Below are 25,205 nucleotides of genomic sequence, written 5' to 3'. Positions count from 1 at the left end.
TGTGATAAGCGTCTGTATAGCTGCGGTTTTGGCCAATTGATAAACAGACACTTTGTGTTTACAAAATAAATTGAATATTTATCTGTAAATATTCATTCACCGACTAACTCGAAACTGTAGTCCTGCTTATATTGTATAAAATTTTTTACCACAAAAGCTTATTCAATTGGTTTACTGGACTCTCTTTGAATTATTTTAAAATCTAAAATATTACGTAATTGATTGCTTTTTAACTCGGTAAAATCTTTAACCTTATTAGAAGTAAACAAACTCACAGCTAACTTTGCCATTTCATCAATAGGTTGTCTTACTGTCGTAATATTTGGCCATACTACCGTTGCAAGGGTTGTATCATCAAATCCGACAACGGATAAATCATTTGGGACATTGATCCCTTGATTTTGTGCAATTGAGATTACCGCTGCCGCCATATCGTCATTGGCAGCAAATATGGCACTAGGTTTGTCTTTTAAAGCTAACATTTTTTTCGCTGCAACCATGCCAGATTGATAAGTAAAGCAACCTTGTTCAATGTATTCTGGTGGCGTGTTGATTTTATTTGAGCGTAAAGCATCTAAATAACCCTGATAGCGTAAGCGACTAACACCTTGATTAGCATCACCGATAATATGGCCAATTTTGTTATGGCCTTGCTTAATAAGCATTTCAGTTAAATCAAACGCAGCTTGATAATCATCCATACAAATATACGGAGAGATGGTTAACTGACTGTCGGGAGCCACTCTCACAAATGGAACATTAGCATCTTGTAAGCAATCAATAATTTCTTTTTGCTCACACACAGGCGGCAATAATATCATCCCATCGACTTTGGTTTCATTGATCAAATCTTTTACAGATTGCAGTGTTTTTTCAATGTTCTTATCCGCCTCATCAACGACTAAATGAAACCCTTTAGTTCGGCAACTTTTTAACGCGCTTAACAAAAACTGACTTATATAGGCATCACTAGGATTATCATAAAGTAATCCAATTAAATAAGATTTATTACTGGCTAAACGACGAGCAGATTCATTAGGTCGATATTGTAACTGTTCGGCAACGGCTAGCACTTTACTGCGAGTGCTATCACTGACTTTAGGATCTTGATTTAACACTCTTGATACAGTCATCATTGACACACCCGCTTCTAGCGCTACATCTTGTATGCGGGCTTTTTTTACTTTGACCATTGCTTACCTACTAATAAAACTACATCGAGAAATTAAACAGTTAATAACTGTATGAAGATAGACAGCTATTTTGATACGTTACATTCTGAATAATAACATTTTTAAAATCATAAATGTAAAAACGTACTTTCCTAAGAAGCGACCATTAGTCATATTTAAATAATGAAATCAAACTCACGCTACACGTTCTACGTAATTGCTAGTAACGTTCTAAAGACAATCAGTAGTTATATAAATATGAGAACTAAATTAGAGCGCTAAAAAAGAGCTTTGACACTGGCCAGCTGGCTTTGAAATAATAAGCTATGTTGATGGCTAACAACCGTACTTTGCAACTTCCCTTCTTCAATGACTCGACATGCTTCATCTGCTTCAAAATGATAGCCCAGTGATTGCCTGTTATCAGTAAAACTTTCAACCAATTCATCAAGGTGAAATAAACGACACTCTTTAGCTCTAAAGGCATCAGGAATTAAAATATAACCTTCATCACCGATAAGATAGGCATTATTACTTAATCGACATTGAAAGGATGTCGCAAGACTGACCATCACATCATCACTTTGACCTATGATAATGACATCATCCTCAACACCGGTTTCACAGAAATTGGCTTTAACAAACAAGTTATCGATATCTGCTTCAAGAAAGAAATCTGCAATAGCTAACGGGTAAATACCCATATCTAATAAGCACCCTCCCGCTAAATTAGGATTGTACTCTCGACCATCTAATTTAAATGGCACAGGATAACCGAAATCAACTTTAATATGTTTAAGCTGTCCAATGCGGCCATCATTTAACCACTCTCTAGCTTTTTGCATCGCTGGTAAAAAATAGGTCCATAATGCTTCCATTATTAGCAAACCTTTATCTTTCGCTAACCTGACTAATATTTCACATTCTTTATGTGAGACTGTCATTGGTTTTTCGCACAGTACGTGTTTTCCTGCAGATAAGGCATCAAAGGCTTGTTGAAAATGAAAATTGTGAGGCGTGGCGACGTAAACAATATCCACCTTGGGATCATCAAATAATGTTTGGTAGCCTTGGTAGGATTTTTCAACATTATATTGTTTAGCAAATTCATCAGCGTCAGCTTGCTTTCTTGCGGCTACTGCATATAAATGGCTGTTCTTTGAAAACACTAAGTCCTGGCAAAATAAACCTGCAATCCTTCCTGCACTCACAATACCCCAATTTAGTTGAGTCATTTCTCATTCCCTTTTGTGTTTAAAGATATATTTTGCAAAAAAACTACATCGCAATTGCTGTGTTAACACCAAGGTTAATTGGCTAAAGCAATAATTAACAAGCAGCAGACGTTAACATTAATTACACAAAATACCCTTGATAGATTTAAAACTCAATGCTAATGTTAGCGCTAACAAAATATAACGCAATATAACAACGGATTGAATTATGTATCTTGGAATCGACTTAGGAACTTCTTGTGTAAAGGTCATTATTTTAGACAATGATGATCAGTTGTTAGCACAAGCTAGTTCAGCACTAACAATATCTCGACCACAATCACAATGGTCAGAACAAGATCCGAATCAATGGTGGCAAGCGACCTGTTTAGCAATGGCTGAGCTCAAATTAACCAAAGCTGATTTACTCAAAAAAATTAAATCTATTGGTTTGTCAGGCCAGATGCATGGCGCCACCTTACTCGATAGTAATGACCAAATTATTCGTCCAGCGATATTGTGGAATGACGGCCGTAGCCAACTTCAATGTAAAACCTTAGAAGAAATTGAACCTGATTCACGTGATATTACTGGCAACATCGCGATGCCAGGCTTCACTGCCCCTAAATTATTATGGGTAAAGGAGAATGAACCAGAAAACTTTAATAAAGTTGCTAAGGTTCTATTACCTAAGGACTTCTTACGTTTACAAATGACCGGAGACTATGCCTCTGACATGTCTGATTCTGCCGGTACACTCTGGCTAGACGTAAAGAACCGTTGCTGGTCTGAAGCAATGTTAACAGCAACATCAATGACGATTGAGCAAATGCCGTTGTTATATGAAGGCACTGACATTACCGGAACATTAAGCGCGAACATCGCCAGTTTATGGGGAATGAACACGGTGCCTGTTGTCGCAGGTGCAGGTGACAATGCAGCTGGAGCTATAGGTATTGGTGTAATAAAACCAAATCAAGCATTTTTATCACTGGGCACCTCTGGGGTATATTTTGTGGCAAATGAGCAATATTTACCCAATCCGGATAATGCGGTACATACATTTTGCCATTGCTTGAGTAATACATGGCACCAAATGTCTGTGGTATTAAGTGCAGCAAGTTGCTTGAACTGGGTGACTAAACTAACGGGCTACGACAACGAATCGGCTTTATTAGCTCAAATAGCTAAATGTGATTTTAGCCAACCAAACTCAGTATTGTTTTTACCCTATCTATCAGGTGAGCGTACACCTCACAATAATCCGACGGCTAAAGGGGTTTTCTTTGGTTTAGACCATAATACTGATGCCGCCACCATGGGGCGAGCGGTATTAGAAGGCGTAGCCTTTGCTTTTGCCGATGGGCAGCAAGTTTTATTAGATGCTGGTGCAACGATTGAAGAAATAACGGTTATCGGTGGTGGCTCAAAAAGCCGATTATGGGGAGATATTCTTGCTAGCGTATTAAACCGTCCATTGTCCTATCGTGAAGGCGGCGAAGTTGGCCCTGCCTATGGTGTAGCTAGATTAGCAAGAATAGCCATTGAGCAAAGTCCCACAGAAAAAGTCTGTACCTCTGGCAAACTTAAACACCTTGTATTACCTAATCCTGAAATGCAGGGATATTACGCCACGCAATATCAACAATTCAAAAGTTTATATCAAGCCACTAAACACCTCTTTATCTAATTAGCACCTTATAAATAAGATAAAAATCTAACACAAATCATATACAAACTAACCGAAAAAATATGGAGTCATCATGAGCGAACAATTTTTTAATAACGTAGAAAAAATCAAATTCGAAGGCGAATCGAGTAAAAACCCTTTTGCATTTCGTTACTACGACGAAAACCGTGTAGTAATGGGTAAAACAATGAAAGAACACTTACGTTTTGCTGCATGTTACTGGCATAACTTCTGTTCTACAGGTTTTGATATATTTGGTGAAGGCACCTTTGATAGACCTTGGATTCAACCTGTCGGTGATCAACTTGCATTAGCAGAACAAAAAGCTAAAGTCGCTTTTGAATTTTTTGAAAAACTCGGTGTACCTTACTTTTGCTTTCATGATACGGACATAGCACCTGAAGGAGCTACATTAAAAGAAAGCCATGCTAACGTAAATCATATTGCTGATGTACTAGAAAAAGAAATGCAACGCACTGGGGTTAAATTACTTTGGGGTACAGCCAATTTATTTTCAAATAAACGTTTTTGTGCCGGTGGTGCAACAAACCCGAACCCTGAAGTTTTTGCCTATGGCGCTGCACAAGTTAAACATGCCATGGAAGTCACTCACCGTTTAGGTGGTGAGAACTATGTTTTATGGGGCGGCCGTGAAGGTTATGACTCACTACTTAATACTAATTTAAAACAAGAAAGTGAACAGTATGCTCGCTTTTTAAAAATGGTCGTAGAACACAAACATAAAATCGGTTTTAAAGGCACATTATTAATTGAGCCAAAGCCACAGGAGCCGACTAAGCATCAATATGACTATGACACCGCAACAGTTGCAGGTTTCTTACACAAGCACGGTTTACAGAATGAAATCAAAGTCAACATTGAAGCGAATCACGCTACTTTGGCTGGTCATAGTTTTCATCATGAAGTAGCTGTAGCATGTGCTGAAGGCATTATGGGCAGTATTGATGCTAACCGTGGCGATATGCAAAATGGTTGGGATACAGACCAATACCCGAACGACGTAGCTGAGTGTACGTTAGTCATGTATGAAATTTTAAAATCAGGTGGCTTTACCACTGGCGGGTTAAATTTCGATACAAAACTTCGTCGTCAGTCATGTGAAAATGACGATTTATTTCATGGCCACATTGGCGGTATGGATACCATGGCTAAATCATTACTCAACGCAGCCCAACTTATTGAAGATGAGCCGTTATCTTCATTTGTAGAGCAACGTTATGCAGGGTGGAATAAAGGCCTAGGTAAAGATATTTTTGATGGACAACATAGCTTAGAAAGCTTATCAAAAGTCGTTCATGAACAAAATATCAATCCTACATCGACTTCAGGGCGACAAGAACTACTCGAAAACGTCGTCAATCGTTATATCTAAGGACTGTTCCCCCATCTAATAAATGGGGGATTTTTTTATCATGAATATGTTGGAACAATTAAAAAAAATCACAACTGTAGTTGCTGATAGCGGTGATATTGATGCGATTAAGCTTCACAAACCTATAGATGCAACGACTAACCCTTCTCTGATCTTACAAGCATCAAAACTACCACAATACCAATACCTTGTTACTAAATCGATATCTCAAGGTAAAGACAACATCGATGATATTTGTGATCATTTAACCGTTAATTTTGGCTGTGAAATCTTAAAGTGTATTTCAGGACGTATATCCAGTGAAATTGATGCTAGGTTGTCATTTGACACGGTAGCAAGCATTGAGAAAGCAAAAAAGATAATTGCTTTATATGCCGCCAATGGCATAGATAAAAGCCGAGTACTAATTAAATTAGCCGCGACATGGCAAGGTATTAAGGCAGCTGAAGAGCTTGAAAAACAAGGTATTCATTGTAACCTCACCTTGCTTTTTTCAATGAATCAAGCCATAGCCTGTGCTGAAGCAAAAGTCACCTTAATTTCCCCCTTTGTGGGACGAATTTTAGACTGGCATGTACAACAATCGGGTAAGCAATTTGAGGCTTTTGAAGATCCTGGCGTATTGTCTGTCAAAGCTATTTTTGACTATTACAAAACATATGACTATCAAACAGAAATTATGGCAGCAAGCTTCAGAAATATTGACGAAATTATAGCGTTAGCCGGTTGCGATTTACTTACTATCGCACCTAGTTTACTGACTGTATTAAACAATACTCAAGGTGAGGTAGTCCATAAATTAAATGCTAAAGAAATATGTAAAATTAAGCCTAAGGCACTTAAAACGTTGAGTTTTGAACAATTCTCGTGGCAGCTAAACGAAGATGAAATGGCTTGTGATAAATTATCAGAAGGGATCCGTAATTTTGCTAAAGATCAGACTATCTTAGTTGAAATGATCCAACAGCTTGGCAAAGCAGAGAGTTAATCAAAAGGTTAACTGAGATTTAAGTTAACATTAAGGGCATCATAATTTTTATGATGGCCTTAATGTTAATTCCAAATGTTTGTTTATCGATCGATGAAGAATGTACTAATGTCTTTCGCTATAGGTAAAATAATCAAACTCAGCAGCAATATTTGCTCCCGTTAGATCTTGGCAACACATACCCACAAATGCCCCTGTAAAGTTAGCACCTTCACCCTTACCTGCTTCATCAGAAATGAGACTGTAATCTAATTCACATATCGGCAGCCACACATTACCATCTACAGAGTAGCTAAAAGTTAACCGTCCATAATCAATATCAGCTCTTAAGCCTATGTGTTCACTTTGCTGACTGGTAATAGGTATACGTTGTTGATAAATAGGAAAGTCAGCCTTTAAAGACTCATCACCTAAACAGCTCATGACATCGATATGTATCCCATTTTCATCATATGATACATATAGATAATGAAATTTATGGGCATTGTAATAGCAAATTAATCCTGCTTGTTGTTGAAAACTCGTAGGTTTGAAGCGCAATTGTGTTTGTGCAACGAATGAATGATGTTGCTGTCTTCTGGCAATTAATGCCTGTTTAAACGTACTGCCAACTGAATGTTTTCCGTATAGCGTTAGCGCACCTTTGTTATCAGTTAAACTATAAAAGCATTCAGGATTGGGGATTCTTAGCCATTGATAATGATCAGGTAATACAGGGCTAGAGAAATCATCATGATGTGAATAATCTCGCAGCGGTTTTCCTGTTAGTCCTATAGGATTAATTTCTCCGTAAACTTGGCCCGATGCTAAGCTAAACCAGCCATCATCTTTTAAAATTAAGGCTTGAATACCTGTTTCTCGACCAAGTGGACTGCGCTTGTCTCCGTTTACTAATGTAATCGGCCTAGACAGAAGATGCGTCAAAAACCATCGTCCATCTGGAGATTGCACTAATCCACCGTGTCCAGTTCGTTGCAAAGGCTTATCCAGATTATCTTTAGACGTTAGCACATGAACATTAGGATCAATTTCATAAGGACCGGTGATACTTTTAGAGCGTGCAAACGTGCAAGCATGTTCGTAGCTCGTCCCACCTTCTGCAGTTAATAAGTAATAGTAATCATTAATCTTGTATAAATGCGGTCCTTCGGTCAGCTGATGTTTACTGCCAGAAAATATATTGACTGCGGTGCCAATGAGTTTTTGCTGCTGTTGGCAATATTGTTGTAGCACAATACCTGCAAAAGGATGCTTACCAGGACGGTGATCCCACAACATATTCACTAGCCATTTACTGCCATTATCATCATGAAATAATGATGGATCGAAACCACTGCTGTTTAAGTAAACTGGATCGCTCCATTCACCATCAATTGTGGAGCAAGTCGTAAGGTAATTGGGACAATCTTTAAAGTTACCATCAAATCGTTGGACGTTAGTATAAATGAGATAAAACAAACCATCTGAATAACTCAAACAAGGTGCCCAAATGCCACAAGAGTCGGGGCAACCTGTCATGTCCAATAATGAAGCTCTGTTTAATGGCCTGCTGATTAATGTCCAGTTTACCAAATCCACTGAGTGATAAATTTGTACCCCTGGATACCATTCAAAAGTAGATACGGCAATGTAATAGTCATTATCCACTCTCACAATACTGGGATCTGGGTGAAAACCTGGCAAAATTGGATTTATTTGTTGACTCATAAGTAACCTGCAGTGTGACTAAAATGTTATTCATTAATTGTTTTTATATCACAACACTACTGTTAGCGCTAACATCGATTTTAATGAGTTTACTATCATCATTACTAAATTGATTGCAAATTTTTTATGATAAGACAGCACAAAAGTTAAATCGAGGGAGTGTTTAATCGTGTTTTTACTATTGAAAATAACGCTATACTTTTCGAATTTCTGTATAGGTTTGCGGGGTAAATTAAAACATAGTTTTAAAATGAAGATTAATGCTTAGTATCTAGTTGAACTATTTTTAAACTAAGATTTATCAGAAAATTTATATGGTGTTAAACAGCTAAAAAATGTCACTCTGTTATGAGTGACATTAAGATTCAAAATTAGCTTATCGTTTTTAAAACCAGCAATATGTGACAGCGACTTCATGTCTAAACCTTGAATAAGGAACAAAAACACTGTTTAGACTTTCATTCCATTATTAATCTTCATCATAGCCATTAGGGTTGGCTGATTGCCAGCGCCAAGTATCGACCATCATTTGATCTAAAGAGCGATTGGCTTGCCAGTTTAAGGAATCATTAGCTTTAGTTGCATTTGCCCAAAAAGCAGGTAAATCACCTGCTCTTCGTGGACTAACTTCATAGGGTATCTTCTTATCTACTGCTTGCTCAAACGCAGTAACAATTTCAAAAACAGACACACCATTGCCTGTTCCTAAATTAAACGATTCAACTCCAGCAAAATCTTGATTGTCGTTCAACCATTTCATTGCTGCGACATGACCTTCAGCAAGATCCATCACATGTAAGTAATCTCGTTCACACGTCCCATCTTTTGTTGGGTAGTCTGAGCCGAATATGCTCAGTTTTTCGCGCTTACCTACCATCACTTGCGCTACATAAGGTAATAAATTATTTGGGATACCTTTTGGTGACTCACCAATTTTGCCGCTTTCATGTGCTCCAATAGGATTAAAATAGCGCAGTGACACACCTCTAAAATGCGGATTTGAAGCTGCAGTATCTGCCATTATACGTTCAACCATTACTTTGGTTGCCCCATAAGGACTTGATGGCGTACCTAATTTCATGGTCTCTACATAAGGCACTTCATTTTCTTCACCATAAACGGTTGCTGATGAACTAAAAATAAAATTATTGACCTTGTGTTCTGCCATCGCTTCTAGCAAACAAACCGAGCCATGAACATTATTTTGATAATACTCTAATGGAATTTGTGCAGATTCACCTACAGCTTTAAGCGCTGCAAAGTGGATTACTGTATCAATATTATGCGAACTAAATACGTTGGACAGCTGATGCTTGTTTCTTATATCGCCTTCAATAAAGGTAACACTTTTACCTGTTAATGATTCAACACGTTTAATAGATTCAATACTTGAATTAAATAAATTATCGAAAACGACTACATTGCAGTTATTTTCTAATAATGACAAAACAGTGTGCGAACCGATATACCCTGCACCACCTGTAACTAAAACGTTCATTTATCTTCCTTAATGAATTCATACTATTTAATGGTCATTAACCATTTCTGCTCACATCATGTTTACATTTACTGATTTTGAACTTTTATTACAAAAAAAGCTAATAAAAAAAGCGGGGTTCAACAAAAACCACTGTAAACAATGGGTTTATGTTCTTTTATTACAGTTAAATTAAAAAGTTGAGATATGATTTTTGGCTTACTCCTGAATATATTATATCTAAATTTGACTCAGTAATTTAATTATTTACGCTCATCCTATTGATATTTTTACGGTTATTAAAAATTAAAACCAGTTTGAAACATCTGACACATAAAATTACACATTCAAACAGTAAGGGTTTAACAAACTCTGTAACATGCACTTATAATACTGTTAACGAATTTGTCATAGGCAAAGGTCTATGATTTAGCTTTAAGCAAGAGGAAGTGCCGTGGCTACTGCAAAGCAAATTATTCTCCCTATTGGCATAATAGGTGTAGGCGTAATCATTACTGGTTTGTTGGTTTCTATGCAAAAACCACCCGAAGAGAAGCCGCCAGTTGATAATACCCCGCTTGTATCTGTCGAAACCATTAATTATAAACCAATGACATTTACCGTTAGCTCTTATGGTGTCGTCAATGCCAAATATCATACTGAATTGGTGGCACAAGTTAGTGGTGAAATTACTTATTTATCTGACGCATTTGTTAAAGGTGGTTTCATTAAAAAAGGCGACGTCCTCGCAAGAATTGATCCTAGCGACTACGAGTCAGCGCTGTTAGATGCACAAGCTAATTTGGCTTCAGCCAAAGCAACGTTAGTTCAAGAAAAAGCTAACGCACAAGTAGCTGAGCGTGAATGGGCTGAGATTACTGACAGTAAGCCAAGTGATTTAAGCTTGCGTAAACCACAATTGGCCCAAGAAATTGCCAAACTAAAAAGTGCTGAAGCTGGATTGTTACGTGCAAAAAGGAATCTTGAACGAGCAATAATTAAAGCGCCCTATGATGCATTAATTGGCAGTCGTAATATCGGTTTAGGCACATACGTAGGTAACGGATCGCCTATCGGTTTAGTTTATAGCACTGATAAAGCTGAAGTTCGATTACCACTTGCAGACAAAGAAATGCAATATTTAGATCGTAAAGGTGCAAATGCAGAAGTCACTTTGGTGGGTAACTTTGCAGGTGAAAAACAAGAATGGATTGGCACTATCGTTCGTAGCGAAGGGGTGATTGACAGTAAAAGTCGGATGACATACTTAGTTGCTGAGATTGATGACCCATATGGGCTTAATAGTAACCATAAAGAATTAAGATACGGTACTTATGTTACTGCTCACATTGGCGGTACTCATGCAGGTCAAGTGGCCGTTGTCCCGCGCCATTTAATCGTGAATGGCCTTGTTGCGACAATGGATAAAGACAAAAAATTACGTTACCTGCCCGTTAATATTATCAGACAAGATGGCAGCAACGTCATTATCTCAAGTGGTTTAGCAGAAGGTATGAGCATCATTACTTCTGCTCTTGATTACCCTGTTGAAGGAATGACGGTGGCCTTACCGACCGATAAAATTCTTCAAGTAGAGCCTAAGGTTGGTGTTGATTCTGACACTGCTATCGCCATGGACGATAAGGAATAAATTCATGGAAGATACTCATAAAGGCATAATTGCTTGGTTTGCCCGTAACAGCGTTGCGGCAAACTTATTAATGATCATTATTTTATTAGGCGGCTTGTTAACGGCTAATACGATTCGTAAACAATTTTTTCCCGCAGTTGAAATCAACTGGATTGAATTCAGTGCTGTATATCCAGGCGCTGCTCCGCAAGAAGTAGAAGAAGGCATTACTGTAAAAATTGAACAGGCACTTGAAACCGTTCAGGGATTACAACGTGTCATCACCTACTCTAATCGAAATCAAGCTAATGGCTACTTTCGAATTGAAGATTCTTATGATCCGCAAATCGTACTTGATGAAGTTAAATCTGAAATTGGTTCAGTATCTACCTTCCCTGCTGGAATGGAGTTTCCAAAAGTAGAACGTATCAAGATTCGTCAAGAAGTCATGTACTTAAGTCTTTATGGAGATTTGTCACAGCGACAACTTAAAGATTTAGGTGAAAAAATCCATAAAGAAATCATGCAGCTGCCTAACGTTAACATTGCAGACTTCTATGGTGGGTTAAATTATGAAATTAGTGTTGAAGTCAGTAAAGATAGATTACGTGAGTTTGGGCTTAATTTTAATGATGTTGCTGAAGCAGTTCGAGGTTATTCTCGCAACATGTCTGCTGGTCAAATCAAAGCAGAAAATGGATATATTAACCTACGTGTAGAAAACCAAGCTTATGTCGGCTATGAATTCGAAGATTTGCCCTTACTCACTTTAGATGATGGGACAAACCTCTTATTAGGCGATGTTGCGACTGTCAATGACGGCTTTGAAGAAGGGATTCAGTATTCTAAATTCAATGGCCAAAATGCAGTGACTTTCTTTGTCGGTGCGGCTAAAAATCAGAGTATCACCGATGTCGCTGATACCATGAAAGCCTACATTGCCAAGAAGCAGGCCTTACTACCAGAAGGAGTCACGCTAGAGCCATGGGTAGATATGACCTACTATCTTGATGGTCGCCTTGATTTAATGCTAGACAGCATGAAAACAGGTGCTGTGTTGGTCTTTTTCATGCTGGCATTATTTTTACGTGTACGTTTAGCTTTTTGGGTGATGATGGGGTTACCCGTCTGTTTCCTCGGTACCTTATTATTCATGCCGATGGCGTTTATTGATGTGACCATTAACGTAATTAGCTTATTCGCGTTTATTTTAGTACTGGGTATTGTCGTTGATGACGCCATTGTGATGGGTGAAAGTGCCCATACTGAGTGCCAAGAAAATGGTCAGAATATTGATAACGTGATCCTTGGTGTAAAGCGTGTCGCAATGCCGGCAACATTTGGTGTATTAACCACCATAGCCGCATTTTTGCCAATCACTCTTGATGATGGCCCTTCTTCTGCCTTTGGTCAGGCAATCGGTTTTGTAGTGATACTCTGTTTACTGTTCTCATTAGTAGAATCTAAACTGATCCTCCCTTCTCATTTAGCCCACATGAATAAACCTAAGGTTGTTCAACCAGGCTCTAAAAATCCTTTAGATTGGTTACGAAATGGGGTTAATTTTGTTCAGGGTAAAATTGAGAAGTACTTAACCCTATTTATCAGCAATATCTACAAACCAAGTCTTACATTAGCCGTTAAATACCGTTATGCGGTTATTTCAACCTTTATTATGCTCATTGTGATTTGTGCTGCGTTATATATTAGTGGTTTAGTCCGCTTTATTGGGCAACCCAAAATTCCACATGATTTTCCAAGGATCAGCTTGGAAATGAATGTTGATGCAGCAGAGACTGCAACACTTGATGCAGCGCATTCTATCGAAGCCGCATTAAGACAAGTTGAAACTGAGCTTGAAGATAAATACGGACAAGGCATGATTGCTGAATTACAAGTTGAATTACAAGGCCGTACTCGTGCTGAAGTAAGAACCAAACTTGTTGACCCAGAATTAAGGCCGATTAATACCTTTGAAGTCGCTGAAATGTGGCGTCAAGCAATGCCGAAAATACCCGGCGTTAAGTCTTTTGAAGTTCAAGATAGCTTGTTTGGTGGTGGACGCGATGATGGTGATATTAGCTTTAGATTAGAAGGCAACGATGACGTACAGCTGATCGCTGCTTCTCAAGCACTAAAAGATAAGCTTAACACCTTAAAAGGGGTTAGTGACGTTAATGACAGCCGTCAGTCTTCAGCGAAAGAAGTGCAGTTTAACTTAAAACCATTAGCCCATAGTCTTGGGCTAACCCTGGCGAATATTGCTTCGCAGGTGGGTAATAGTTTTTACGGTCTTGAAGCACAACGTATCATTCGTAATGGTGAAGAAATTAAAGTAATGCTTCGCTACCCTGAAGCACAACGTAACTCCATCGCCTTGGTACAAGAGGTATTAATTAAAACACCTCAAGGTGCAGAACTTCCCTTATCTGAAGTCGCTAACATCGAAGTAGTACAAGGGGTTAATAGTATTCGCCGCGAAAACGGTAATCGAACCATTAACGTATGGGCATCTGTAGATGCTGAGCAAGCTGAGCCGTTTAAACTTGCAAAAGATATTCGTGATAACTTCATGCCAGAACTATTAACCAAATATCCACGGGTTAAAAGTGAAGTGTCAGGTAATATTCAAGAGCAATTGGACAGTGCTGACACGCAACTACGAGATTTTATAATCTCAATGTTAGTGATTTACAGTTTACTTGCTATTCCACTTAAATCTTACGTACAGCCATTTATGATTATGTCTGTGATCCCATTCGGTGTTATTGGTTCGATGTTAGGCCATATCATTTTAGGTATAGATTTAAGTGCCCTTTCTGTATTCGGTATTATTGCAGCTGCGGGTGTGGTGGTGAATGACTCTCTGGTAATGGTCGATTACGTTAATAACTCTCGTAAGCGAGGTATACCGTTAAATGAAGCGGTTATTAATGCGGGTTGTCGTCGATTCAGAGCGATCATGTTGACTTCGTTAACTACATTTATTGGTTTGATGCCGATTATGACAGAAACCAGTATGCAAGCGCAGATGGTTATTCCTATGGCTGTATCACTAGCCTTTGGTGTTTTGTTTGCAACGGTGGTGACGCTTTGTTTAATCCCTTGTCTTTATATCGCCATTGAAGATATGCGCGGTATTGCTCAAAGAATTTGGAGATTATATGTTCCGGAACCAGCAGAAACAAATTCAGGCTTAGAGCAACAACCTAGTCATCGTGCTAGTTAAATAACTCAGTATGTATTAATCGGTTTATCGTTAAACGATTACCTTAATCAAAAAAGCGAAACGTCAGTTTCGCTTTTTTTGTAATAGCTCATAAATTTAGTATCGATGCCTAGAGGTTTTGTTAAATCAGCTACAACTACAAAAGAATGTCATATAGTGACGCTATGATGAGAATGAACATAACAATAATTAGTAAGGATCAATTGTGTCAAAGATTCCCTTAGTTTCGAAATTCATATTTACATTAGGCAGTATTATATTATCGATATCTGTCACAGCTACCGATATACAACAGCCGTTTAATGATGCTTCAGAATCTACACAAGAGCACGTATTGTTGATATCAATTGATGGTTACCGCTATGACTATAATGAACTACACCAACCACAACATATCAAAGAGTTTGCCAACAATGCTGCCACCGTTAAGCAGTTTGTGCCCTCCTTTCCAACAGTCACTTTCCCGAATCATTTGACACTCGTTACCGGCCTGTATCCTGCGAATCACGGCATTATTTCAAACCGTTTTTATAATCCTGAATTAGAACATGATTATGCGATGAACATTAGTGAAGCCGTAACGGATGGTCAATTTTATCAAGGTGTACCGTTATGGTCATTAGCGCGTCAGCAAGGGTTAAAGTCTGCTACTTATTTTTGGCCTGGTTCAGAAGCTGAAATAGCGGGTTTTAGACCGAATTACTGGCTCAAATATGATGGACGTACTCCTAATGAAGAAAGAGTCCAGCAAGTGATAGACTGGTTTTCGTTACCTGAAGATAAAAGACCACAATTCGTGACATTATACTTTTCAGATGTTGATAGCGCAGGACATCACCATGGTCCAGAAGCATCACAAACGCGAGATGCAGTACTATATATAGACACTATGATCGGTAATTTGCTTACTGAATTAAAAGGTTTACCTTTTGAAGTTAACGTGATTATCACTTCAGATCATGGTATGGCAAAAGTGGATGAATTTGATCGGGTATATACAGATCAGTTAATCGCCAATAATCAAAAACTAATTAAAAAGTTTATTTTTAACAATGACGCGGCATTTTCGTTAGTCACAGCAACGGGTAAAGATAAACAACAGGATCTCAAGCAACTTAAAGAGTTGGTTTCTCAGGTTGAAGGACTCGAGTTTTACTTACAAGCAGATGTGCCAAGCCACCTGCACTTTACCGGTAATGCTTCAATTGGGGATGCTGTCATTGTGAGTAATAATTACTATATTACTAGTACCGATGCTAAACCAGGCGTTATCGGCAAGCATGGTTATGATCCTGAAGTAATCACAGATATGAATACCGTACTCTATGCTCAAGGGCCAATGTTTAAACAAGGCGCTACGATACAACAAGCTAAAAACATTCACCTGTACCCTCTCATCGCTCATATTTTAGGTTTAACAGTAACAGAAAAGATTGATGGTGAATTGTCAGTATTAAGTCCGCTTTTAAAACATTAAAACAACTAAATGGATAAAACCAATCTAAAGCCTTTTATGAGGAGTTAACTGAGTAAGCTAAACGGTTAAATTGGTTTGTTACCGCATTGAAAGCGTAAATGTAAGGGAACATTATGAATCACATGATTGCTGAGGCAAAACGCCTTCGTGGTAACCTGTTTGCTTAGGTAAAGAGATGCACAAACTAGATATAAAATTATTGATAACGGGTGAATAGCCTATCAGTTACTTTTTGTGTAAAAAAATCAATTATGCAAATCCAACTTAAAAGGCCAATTACGTAAATCTAATTGGCCTTTGTTGCACTGAATCTCACTAACTTTTCTCGGCCGCCATGATTTGTTGATATAACTTGTCTTTCATCTCAACGCGATGTTGCTTTAAGTCATGAATAGAATCATCAGATATGGGTGAATCTTTTAATTCTAATTCACGAATTTGTTTGTCCAACTTATCGTATTGCTGTAATACAGTTGCGAATTCAGCATCAGATTTATTTAGCGCTGCAATGGTGTCTAAGTGATCAGGAAATTCATTTCGAAGAGAGTGATTTTCACCTAACATATAAGCCTCATTTATTTATCTTAATATTACATGTTCATTGGTTCTATTTTCGAGTTTTGAAGGTAACGATTTTCAACTTTAAATCTCATATAAAATGTAGAGCACTTAGCATAAAATACAAGCATATTTTCTCAATATAGAATTTCTGACACAAAACAAGTGCTCAAAAAACATTCAATCTTTTATAGATACAAGGTGTTTGACCTAATCTATTCAAAACTTTGAATAAAAGTATTGAATCACTGCTAAAATATATGCCTATAAAAAAGAGTACGAATCGAATTCAATATGACATCTAAAGCACAACCCCAATTTGGCAAAGTCACTATTATTGGTAATGCCAATGGTGATTGGCAAGCTGCTACTCACGGTTATACCATTATATTTAATGGCACTATTGCTAGTGGCGATAACATTATCAATATTTGTAATGGTCCTTATGCAGGTTCAACTGAAGATTTTGTCGTTACTGGACCTCATAGTGATTGGTTAACAACCAATTTATCAATAGTCGCTCGCGAATTAGAATTGAAGCTCAAATGCTGGCCTTCATCTGGGTTAGTCAGTTTTGTGTTATTTAGTCGATTAAACTGTGAGTTAGCACTTGAAAGAATGTCATTACTACCTAGCCTTAAACGCAGTGAAGATATGTCGTTAAAACAACATTTACCCTGTGTTGTTCATAATTGGCTTGGTGAACGTAGGATTGCAATAGAAGTTCATCAACAAAGTAATGCACAACAAGCTATGTGGCCTGCTCTATTATTGAATGAAACGGCAGCACGGAAAACTGATTCCCAGACTCAAAAATCTAGCCGTGTTACACAAGTTATACCTATAACTGATTCTATTCAGCATCAAATACATGACCCATATCAGTTAATGATTGAGTTAACGTTACAAAATCAAAGCTCCCATGCTGCCCTCAATAATTTACGATATCTTAACCAACTTCCGCAGTCTGCTTGGTTGGCTGCAGTGACACAACAAAAACTGCTTGATGTTGAACAAGTGTTTTTCGACCAATACCCTGAAAAATTATCAGGCTTTTGGTATTTATCTGATAATGAAGCTTCAACATGGTTAGATAAAATTCGTTTTAATTTAGCACTGTGTCAGCAACATTTATCTGGCTATCAGTAGATTTAAGAATTTACTTTAACAATACCCTTTTCTTTGCTTATCAACACCAAAGCATTATTTATCATTGCCTATTTCTCTGCTAATACTATTCATACAAGGATTTGTTATCAAATAGTACTAATAGAAGGAATAGTTGATGAAATGGCTTTCAGCAATATCAATCGTCTCGATAAGCTTAATTACACTAGTCACCCCATTCAAAGATGCTCAGGCAAAACAACCAAAATTGATTTTACAAATCACTGTAGATCAACTCAGGGGGGATTTATTGCAACGTTATCAGCAGCATTTCTCTGACGATGGCTTTGAATATTTAATCAATGAAGGGATTTATTACAAAGAAGCTCACCATCAACATGCGATTACTGAAACGGTTGTAGGGCATACAACGCTAGCCACAGGAGCACATCCTTCAACACACGGCATGGTGAGTAATTTATGGTTTGATAAGCAAATGCAGCAACCAATTTACAATGTACAAGATGAACAACACCCACTTTTAAGTGCAAATGCTGCTGTCGATGCAAAAAATGAAATCGATCCCACACAAAAAGCCAGTAAAGTTGAAGGCCGTTCACCAAAAAATATTATGGCGACCACGTTTAGTGATGAGCTTACTGCCAGTAACAATGGCCAATCTAAAGTCTTTGCAGTATCAGTTAAGGACCGCGGAGCTATCACATTAGCAGGTCACACAGGAAAAGCATTTTGGTTTTCTAAATCAGCCGGTGAATTTGTTAGTAGCGATTATTATTACAAACAATATCCACAATGGGTAACAAACTGGAATAAAGCGAATCCAATATCGACATATGCCAACACCCAATGGCAATTATCAAAACCTGCTCAGCAATATTTATTCGGTGATAATCAGAATCACGATTGGAAAACAAAATTACCGGGTTACGGAATTACATTCCCACATGAATTTGGCCCTAGTGATAACCCCTACTTTAGTACTTTTTTAACCGTAAGCCCTATCGGTGATGAAATGACTGCTGATTTCGCTAAAACAGTCATTACTAACAATAATCTTGGTAACAATAGTCATGATAGCCAAATCGTGACTGATTATTTATCGATAAGCTTTTCATCAACCGATTATGTTGGCCATATCTTTGGCCCATCCAGCTTAGAAGCAGAAGATAATCTACTTAGACTCGATAGGACATTGGCCTCTTTATTTGGTTTTATTGATGACAACATTGGTTTAGAAAACACACTGATCGTGTTATCAGCTGATCATGGTGCTCCTGAGGCGCCGGGATACTTAACGCAATTTGGTATCAAAGCTAAACATTTCGACTTAGCAAGTTTAGAAAAAAATACTGCCATTCAGTCTTTAAAAAGCAAATGGAAAATTACAGGGGATTTGTTTGTTAATGCATGGCAACCCTATATTAATTTGGATCATGACAAGCTAGCTAAACAAAAAGTGCCATTAGCGGAAGCAACAACAAAAGTCGCTAATGTACTCAATAGTGTTTCAGGTATTCATCGAGCATATAGCTTTAATCATTTATTAAATGGCAATGTGCCTAACGATGAAATTACTCAAAAAGTGCAAAACAGTTTTTACCCTAGCCGCTCAGGAGATATTTACTTAGTTTTTGAGCCAAATGTGTTTGTGGCAGATTTTGACGGTCTCAATGTTGCCTCTGTACATGGTTCTCCGTGGCGCTATGACACCCATGTTCCTATTATATTTGCTGGCATGAAACTTAAAGGACAAACTATAAACAGGCCTGTTGCAACTGTCGACTTAGCACCGACACTCAGTGCATTGATGAATATCAACGCTCCTTCAAGTGCTGTCGGATACCCACTAAAAGAGGTTTTGGTAAAGTAGCGACAAGCTTCTCAACGTAAATCCACCTCAATTTATAGATGTTGGTGTAAAGGCTGCTGTAGGCAGCCTTTCTCATTATAAAAATGATTAACTCATAGTGAGATTGAATTTTACAAATAGTCACAGGTTTGGTGTTGGTGATTTGTTAATTAGACCTTAAGATAGGGTTAATTAATCTTGGGTGCAGTTTTAATATGAAATTCAATCAGCTAGTTGTTTTTATTTGTTTAGTCATCATTTTTGTTATACATCAAACTCACTCTGTCGCTGCTGATTATGTTGGTGTTGAACAATGTATTGACTGCCACCAGCAACAGTATTCTGACTGGCAAGCTTCTCATCACGATATGTCCATGCGCCATGCTAGTGAAGATTCCGTTCTCGGTAATTTTGATAATCAAACACTTCAAGAAAACAATCAATCACATAGGTTTTATCGTAAAAACACTCAATATTGGGTCAATACCAAAGGACCTGACGGTAAAAGCCATGACTATGAAATTAGCTATACATTTGGCTATGAGCCATTACAACAATATATGGTTAAATTTCCGGATGGTAGAGTGCAACTTATTCCACTAGCTTGGGATAGCAGAGATAAAGGCCAAGGTGGCCAACGTTGGTTTAATCTTTATCCTGACATGGATGTACATGATGAGTTTTTTTGGACTAATAATGGCCAAAACTGGAACTATATGTGCGCAGATTGCCACTCTACAAACATCGACAAAAACTATGATAGTAAAACAAACACCTATAACACCACTTGGTCTGAAATTAACGTTGCCTGCGAGGCGTGTCATGGGCCGGCAAGCGAGCACATCATATGGGCTCAAACTCCTAATAATACGAATCCCTTAAATGGCTTTGATCGTAACTTGAAACCTAAAGTTGGCTCATGGGAATTTACGAAAGGACAAAAAATACTTCAACCTAAACAACTGACAGATTCCGATCAGTTAGATACTTGTGCCCAATGTCATAGTAGAAGAGCACAACTCAATAACAGTCATGACCCTATTAAAGGTGATTTTTTCGATAAATATAATCTAAATGCAATCACACCAAATTTATATTATCCCGACGGACAAATTTACGAGGAAGTCTTTGTCATGGGGTCGTTCAAACAATCTAAAATGCACGCTGCTGGCGTTGTATGTAGTGATTGTCATAATCCGCACAGTACTAAACTCAAAGCGCCACTTGAATCAATTTGTTTTCAATGCCATTTACCTAGCGAATATACTTCAGCCAAACATAGTCAACACCAAGATGGAACTGAAGCTGCTCAATGTGTAACCTGCCACATGCCAAAAACAACCTATATGCAAGTAGACCCTAGAGCAGATCATAGTTTTCAAATTCCTAGACCTGATATTAGTAAAAAAATCGGCACACCAAACGTATGTACCTCTTGTCACAATGAAAAATCTAATCAATGGGCTGTTAATGCCCTTGAAAAGCAATTTCCAGACTCCAGTTATCAAAACAGTGACAGTTTTTCGTTAGCATTCGCACAAGCATCTGCCGGTGTGCAAACAAGTGGAGATAAGCTTTCATATATTGCTCAAAACCACCTAGAATCCAACATTATTCGGGCTTCGGCGCTTAGTAGAATGGATAGATTCCCAAGCCAGAATACTATGGTCGCAGTGATGAGAGGTATAAAGCATAAAGACCCTCAAATAAGATTAGGTGCATTAACCGGTTCTGCTCCTTATCCGTTTAATGACCGCTGGCAAATAGTCAGTCCATTACTCAGTGATCCTGTATATGCTGTCAGAACTGAAACTGCCAGCACTTTGGTGAGTGAATGGCAAAATATGAATGATGATCAAAGAGCACTATTGAACCCTGCTTTAAATGAATATATTGAAATTCAACAATTCAATTCTGACCGAGGTTTCGGATTGATGAACCTCGGTAATATTCACAACGCTAAAGGCAACATAACGCAAGCAGAAAAGCTTTACTTAAAAGCCATCGAGATAGAACCAATATTTGCAACAAGCTATGCAAACCTTGCAGACTTATACCGTCAACTGGGTGATGATGAGAAATCATTAGCGACCTTAAAAAAAGGGATTGCGAATCAACCAAAGGCAGCATTGTTAAGGTACAGCGCTGGCTTAAATCTTTACAGACAGCAACAACTAACAGGTGCGATTGATTATTTAGAGCAAGCAACTGAGATTGAAGCGACTAACCCACAATACTGGTATGTACTAGGTCTTGCGCAAGAAAAAGTCAGTGTTACCCAAGCAATGAAGTCGCTTAGCAAGGCTTATGAAGTTGGTGGCAATCCTCAACATCTATATGCGCTTTGTGAGTTTAAAATTAGGCATCGAGATCCAACGACACAAGCTTGTATCAATCAACTTGCTAAGATAGTCCCCCCGCAAGTTGTACAACAATTGATAGGACAATAATTGATAAGACAATCATTCTTTAAATAATGGCTTCCTCTCTATGTGAACGAGTGAGGAAGCAATTATATGAATGCATATTGAGTATTTGAGTGCTGCAATATATTCGTAGCAAAATCGAAAGCATTGCTGAGTATAATTCATCGTTATAACTGTATTTCCAACTAAAGTTGGCGTTATTAATCCACCATCTCACTATAATATTGAGTACTACTTTATTTAAAAGTTAAAGATGAATTTGACGCTAAGGGATAAATTGAATATGGATATTACTTCTATACGGTGTATCACATTAGTTGTGGCTATATTGTCAATATCATCTTGTTTAGCAGAACAAGTCAAAATTTGTCCAACAAACCAACACCAATTAGACTGGTCTGGTGGCGGTGCTTACCCTAAAATTTTAAGCCACAACGATAAAGTTTACTTAACATCGGATGTTTCAGGGATCTGGAATGCGGGTTTTGCAGAAGCTGAATGGCAACAAACTAATTCAGGTCTTGCTAACCTGAGTGTATCGAATATTGTCTTTTCTACATCTCAACCACTCATTGGTTACGCAACAACAAAATCAGGTATTTCTAAAACCATTGATGGTGGTGAAACATGGCAAGATCTCAACAACCTCCCCGATAACGTAAATTTCAAACGATGGGAAACGTTCAATAACATCGCTATCGATGAGTCAATGCCAACTGAATTCATTTTTGGTGACAGAAAAGGCAATATCTATCGTTATGAATCTGAACATGCTCAACTACTGATCACAACCCCATCAGAAGAAGTAATTTCAAGTCTTATTGTTAGTAATCAAGGTACTATAGTGGCAGGCACATCAACTAGCCGTTATATTTTTCGTCAGCTAAACAATCAATGGCAACTGACGAAACAACATCCGAGTACGACACTGGATCTCACAGTAGCTGGATTAAATGACCAGCAATCTCTATTTGCTACCAGCAACAATCAGGTATTAATTTCTGTTGATGACGGTGTGCATTGGGAATCTCTTAATCTAGAAGCACACATCTCTGATACGAGTGTGGCACATAGACTCGCGGTCAAGAGTAATAGCTTAGGAGAGTTCAGTCTTATAGTTGCTTGGTATGAAGATTGGAAGTCGGGGATCTTGGTCAGCCATGATTCAGGGAAAACCTGGCAAAACAGTTTAAAAGAAATTGATTATTCAAATACAAACCCAACCCGAAGTTGGAACCATAACGATATCAGTAAAATCATGTCGGTAAACTTTGATTACAAAGATGAAAACATACTCTACTTCACGACTTATTGGGGCATATGGAGAAGTATTGATGCTGGCGAGACTTGGACTGAAAATTTCAAAACTGGCGCCTCTAACACTGTGGGTTCAGGTATTGCTATTACTGAAAATGGTGATGTTGTTACCGCTTCAATGGACGTTGGCCTCATCCGGTACCCAACAAATGGACAACCCACGTCACTTTTACCAATCGCTACAGACCAATATTTTGATAACGATATGGCGGGACATTTCTGGAATGTTATTGTTCAATCTAAAAAAATAATCGCCACCAGCAGCGCCTGGCAATCTGAAGCAAACCAAATAGTCATCAGCGAAGATAGTGGCGTGACTTGGCAGCGTGTCAGTCAGGGACTTCCTTCTTATTATTCTACAGACTGGCCAATTTGGAGCAAAGGTTATGCTAGAGCTTTAATCGCTGATAAAAATGATCCAAACAAGTTCTATTTAGGCATTGATGGTCATGGTTTATATATTTCTACGAATGGTGGATATGAATGGCAGCGCTCGCTTACTAAGCCTCCGAGTAAACGAATTTATAATGCTTTAGATCAAGATAAATTAAACAATATTTTATACTGGGGTACAGCATCCAACGGGGTTTATAGTACCAACAATGATGGTGAGACATGGGTTCATACTGGTCTTAAAAAGAAGTATGTATATGACCTTGTAGTTAGTCAGGATGGCGCTGTTTATGCTGGTTCTGCTAATTCTGAACAGGACGGACATGGAGCTGCTGTCTTCAAAAAGCAAAATCCAGAAAGTGAATGGGAACTGGTTAAAGACTTTAACGTCGTAGGTGCTGTTGATGCCATGGTAATCGATCCACTTAATCCAGAACGAATTGTCGTGAGTTTAACCAATTGGATTCACAAAAACGAAGGTGAATTACATATCAGTAATGATGCTGGTATCAATTGGCAAAAAATTAATGCTAATGTCGGAATTGGTATAGCTGATTTAGTCTTTTCAACATGTTCTCAGCAATTATTTGTAGCTGGATATTCCCAAGGGATCAGCCAAATAGATATAAGTGATTATTCAGCTATCCAGGATTTAAACGTTAACATTAACAATTTTTATAAATTACAAGATAGTTGGGCTTGGTCTTATTACGAAGATGAACAAGCCAGATCCGTATGGAAAAGTGATGCTGCTATAAGCTGGAAAGTTACCGTAGAAAACACTAAAGATATTGCTATCAATTTTGAATCGATAAATAAACCTGGAGAAAGAAAACTACCTGACAACTACTCTGGCTTTATAATAGAAGTTATCGTTAATGGTGAGTCAAAGGCTCAGTTAACTGTGCCCGCCTCAGACACAGAGTGGCAACAATCGTCAATTCTAATTCCTATAGACACTACAGGTGAAAAAATCATAGAGCTTAAATGGTTAAATAACATATCTAGCCCTGCAACTGACACCAATTGGGGCTTACGCAAGATTTCGATGAGTCAGTAAGTTGAACACTATCAATCCAAAAATGCGCTAATCTAAAAATGGGTTAATCTAGAAATTGGTCAATCTAGAAAGAGTAATAGCTCAACAAAATTTATTGAGTGTTTTGTGATAAAAAACATCATGTCAAGCCTGCAGTATATGTAAACCTCAAGTCGTTATGGAGTCATACAGATTGTTCCCATTAGCAAATTGTAACGTCATTTCCGTTTGCGTTTGTCTTAATTCACTTTTCATTATGTAACATCCGCATTTTCATTTTTCGGAATTCAAATTGCAAAAAATGAAATAACCCTTCGTAATAACTGCTCAACATCAAACTTTTATCAAAAATTATGCTCAGTTGAAACTGTCCTTAATTAGCATTAATTGATTAAAAACAAATCAACAACGATTGTTTCATAAAAAGTTCAATCAAGTGTTTCAACTTTGATTCAGGTCAATATTTAATCTATCCATCCCGTTATATTGGGATCAGGCAGTTTGTTCCTCCCAAACGG

General features: G+C 37.9%; 15 protein-coding genes. 10 read left to right on the top strand and 5 right to left on the bottom strand.

Annotated elements, in window-relative coordinates; genetic code table 11:
• Positions 1-158 precede the first annotated feature (158 nt).
• Positions 159-1,193, bottom strand: a complete 1,035-nt coding sequence (locus AB4153_RS02970) for a LacI family DNA-binding transcriptional regulator (protein ID WP_102527282.1) — start codon at positions 1,191-1,193, stop codon at positions 159-161.
• A 257-nt stretch (positions 1,194-1,450) separates the two neighbouring features.
• Positions 1,451-2,407, bottom strand: a complete 957-nt coding sequence (locus AB4153_RS02965; protein ID WP_371996316.1) for a Gfo/Idh/MocA family protein — start codon at positions 2,405-2,407, stop codon at positions 1,451-1,453.
• 208 nt (positions 2,408-2,615) lie between these two features.
• Here AB4153_RS02965 and xylB point away from each other — a divergent pair, with 208 nt between their 5' ends.
• The 3 genes from xylB to tal all read left to right on the top strand — a co-directional run bounded on the left by xylB (position 2,616) and on the right by tal (position 6,457).
• Positions 2,616-4,076 carry a xylulokinase gene (xylB, locus tag AB4153_RS02960; RefSeq protein WP_371996315.1) on the top strand — a complete coding sequence of 487 codons (1,461 nt, stop codon included), beginning with the start codon at positions 2,616-2,618 and terminating at the stop codon, positions 4,074-4,076.
• Between the two features lie 73 nt (positions 4,077-4,149).
• Entirely contained in the window at positions 4,150-5,469 is a 1,320-nt protein-coding gene (gene xylA, locus AB4153_RS02955) for a xylose isomerase (protein ID WP_371996313.1), read from the top strand.
• Between the two features lie 37 nt (positions 5,470-5,506).
• Entirely contained in the window at positions 5,507-6,457 is a 951-nt protein-coding gene (gene tal, locus AB4153_RS02950; protein ID WP_371996330.1) for a transaldolase, read from the top strand.
• Between the two features lie 105 nt (positions 6,458-6,562).
• On the opposite strand, the gene AB4153_RS02945 is transcribed toward tal, so the two are convergent.
• Entirely contained in the window at positions 6,563-8,164 is a 1,602-nt protein-coding gene (locus tag AB4153_RS02945) for a glycoside hydrolase family 43 protein (protein ID WP_371996311.1), read from the bottom strand.
• Positions 8,165-8,633: 469 nt separating this feature from the next.
• Positions 8,634-9,662, bottom strand: coding sequence for a UDP-glucose 4-epimerase GalE (galE, locus tag AB4153_RS02940; RefSeq protein ID WP_371996310.1), 1,029 nt, complete (start codon positions 9,660-9,662; stop codon positions 8,634-8,636).
• 433 nt (positions 9,663-10,095) lie between these two features.
• Here galE and AB4153_RS02935 point away from each other — a divergent pair, with 433 nt between their 5' ends.
• From AB4153_RS02935 to AB4153_RS02925, 3 genes are all read left to right on the top strand, one after another.
• Positions 10,096-11,292 (top strand): efflux RND transporter periplasmic adaptor subunit, encoded by a 1,197-nt coding sequence (locus AB4153_RS02935; protein WP_102527276.1) that lies wholly within the window; start codon positions 10,096-10,098, stop codon positions 11,290-11,292.
• Positions 11,293-11,296: 4 nt separating this feature from the next.
• On the top strand, positions 11,297-14,500 hold the full coding sequence (locus AB4153_RS02930; RefSeq protein WP_371996309.1) for an efflux RND transporter permease subunit: 3,204 nt from the start codon (positions 11,297-11,299) through the stop codon (positions 14,498-14,500).
• A 205-nt stretch (positions 14,501-14,705) separates the two neighbouring features.
• The gene (locus AB4153_RS02925; RefSeq protein WP_371996308.1) at positions 14,706-15,977 is read left to right on the top strand and encodes an ectonucleotide pyrophosphatase/phosphodiesterase; all 1,272 of its coding nucleotides are present in this window, start codon (positions 14,706-14,708) and stop codon (positions 15,975-15,977) included.
• Positions 15,978-16,292: 315 nt separating this feature from the next.
• On the opposite strand, the gene AB4153_RS02920 is transcribed toward AB4153_RS02925, so the two are convergent.
• Positions 16,293-16,541, bottom strand: a complete 249-nt coding sequence (locus tag AB4153_RS02920; protein WP_102527273.1) for a YdcH family protein — start codon at positions 16,539-16,541, stop codon at positions 16,293-16,295.
• A gap of 288 nt (positions 16,542-16,829) precedes the next feature.
• Between AB4153_RS02920 and AB4153_RS02915 the strand changes: the two genes are divergently transcribed.
• The 4 genes from AB4153_RS02915 (at position 16,830) to AB4153_RS02900 (ending at position 24,708) form a co-directional block, all read left to right on the top strand.
• Entirely contained in the window at positions 16,830-17,684 is an 855-nt protein-coding gene (locus tag AB4153_RS02915; protein ID WP_371996306.1) for a hypothetical protein, read from the top strand.
• Between the two features lie 136 nt (positions 17,685-17,820).
• On the top strand, positions 17,821-19,533 hold the full coding sequence (locus tag AB4153_RS02910; protein WP_371996305.1) for an alkaline phosphatase family protein: 1,713 nt from the start codon (positions 17,821-17,823) through the stop codon (positions 19,531-19,533).
• A 194-nt stretch (positions 19,534-19,727) separates the two neighbouring features.
• Positions 19,728-21,962 (top strand): multiheme c-type cytochrome, encoded by a 2,235-nt coding sequence (locus AB4153_RS02905; RefSeq protein WP_371996304.1) that lies wholly within the window; start codon positions 19,728-19,730, stop codon positions 21,960-21,962.
• Positions 21,963-22,221: 259 nt separating this feature from the next.
• Positions 22,222-24,708 (top strand): hypothetical protein, encoded by a 2,487-nt coding sequence (locus AB4153_RS02900; protein WP_371996302.1) that lies wholly within the window; start codon positions 22,222-22,224, stop codon positions 24,706-24,708.
• The last annotated feature ends 497 nt before the right edge of the window (positions 24,709-25,205 follow it).

Source organism: Shewanella sp. 10N.286.52.E4 (genome assembly GCF_041468785.1).
Lineage (GTDB): Bacteria > Pseudomonadota > Gammaproteobacteria > Enterobacterales > Shewanellaceae > Shewanella > Shewanella electrodiphila.
Note: the sequence above shows the minus strand (reverse complement) of the source record. Positions and strands in the feature narration are given on the sequence as shown.

Coding starts and splice junctions, on each gene's coding strand:
- AB4153_RS02910 (WP_371996305.1), top strand. CDS start 17,821: ATGAAATGGCTTTCAGCAATATCAATCGTCTCGATAAGCTTAATTACA.
- AB4153_RS02905 (WP_371996304.1), top strand. CDS start 19,728: ATGAAATTCAATCAGCTAGTTGTTTTTATTTGTTTAGTCATCATTTTT.
- galE (WP_371996310.1), bottom strand. CDS start 9,662: ATGAACGTTTTAGTTACAGGTGGTGCAGGGTATATCGGTTCGCACACT.
- AB4153_RS02965 (WP_371996316.1), bottom strand. CDS start 2,407: ATGACTCAACTAAATTGGGGTATTGTGAGTGCAGGAAGGATTGCAGGT.
- xylB (WP_371996315.1), top strand. CDS start 2,616: ATGTATCTTGGAATCGACTTAGGAACTTCTTGTGTAAAGGTCATTATT.
- AB4153_RS02900 (WP_371996302.1), top strand. CDS start 22,222: ATGGATATTACTTCTATACGGTGTATCACATTAGTTGTGGCTATATTG.
- AB4153_RS02930 (WP_371996309.1), top strand. CDS start 11,297: ATGGAAGATACTCATAAAGGCATAATTGCTTGGTTTGCCCGTAACAGC.
- AB4153_RS02970 (WP_102527282.1), bottom strand. CDS start 1,193: ATGGTCAAAGTAAAAAAAGCCCGCATACAAGATGTAGCGCTAGAAGCG.
- xylA (WP_371996313.1), top strand. CDS start 4,150: ATGAGCGAACAATTTTTTAATAACGTAGAAAAAATCAAATTCGAAGGC.
- AB4153_RS02920 (WP_102527273.1), bottom strand. CDS start 16,541: ATGTTAGGTGAAAATCACTCTCTTCGAAATGAATTTCCTGATCACTTA.
- AB4153_RS02945 (WP_371996311.1), bottom strand. CDS start 8,164: ATGAGTCAACAAATAAATCCAATTTTGCCAGGTTTTCACCCAGATCCC.
- AB4153_RS02915 (WP_371996306.1), top strand. CDS start 16,830: ATGACATCTAAAGCACAACCCCAATTTGGCAAAGTCACTATTATTGGT.